Here is a 595-nt window from a genome sequence, read left to right on the forward strand (position 1 = left end):
TTGATCGTTATCGCTGAAACTCTGTTCTGAACTAGAAGAACAAAGCTTCGTGTTTCAATCTCATCCGAATTGTTAAAGAGCAATTCTGACCCAGTGATCAGAAAGAAGAGCTTCATCAAACTGAAACGCTTGTTTCTGCACACTGACTTGCGTCAGGTAATCGTAAAGGTCTTTGTTCGTCTCGATATGGTGGAGCCAGGCGGGATCGAACCGCCGACCTCCTGCGTGCAAGGCAGGCGCTCTCCCAGCTGAGCTATGGCCCCTAATATCAGCCACTCACCAAGCCGGCCACACAATGGATTCGCCGTACTCGGAAAATTGCGTGGATCTAGGCGTGTTCGGGCGCCGCATAGCCTGCTATGCAAGTCCGGACACAACGACGAGCCACGCAATTTTGGTGGGTCTGGGTGGACTTGAACCACCGACCTCACCCTTATCAGGGGTGCGCTCTAACCACCTGAGCTACAGACCCGGTTTTGCCTGTCTCACAACAAGCCAAGTCGGGCCCGAAAGACCCTTTGCTCTCTTCTCATTGACCAAGTAATTCGTGTGGACTCTGACCGAAACCTCCAGCGTTCGTTAAGGAGGTGATCCA

2 tRNA genes are annotated in these 595 nt (G+C 52.3%); both read right to left on the reverse strand.

From position 1 onward, the window contains the following. Positions 1-187: 187 nt before the first annotated feature. Positions 188-263: transfer RNA gene (locus ACFOZ5_RS13360), tRNA-Ala, on the reverse strand. A gap of 132 nt (positions 264-395) precedes the next feature. Then, positions 396-472 (reverse strand) — tRNA-Ile (locus tag ACFOZ5_RS13365). Between the last annotated feature and the right edge of the window lie 123 nt (positions 473-595).

This window comes from Marinobacter lacisalsi (assembly GCF_042651045.1).
GTDB lineage: Bacteria > Pseudomonadota > Gammaproteobacteria > Pseudomonadales > Oleiphilaceae > Marinobacter > Marinobacter lacisalsi.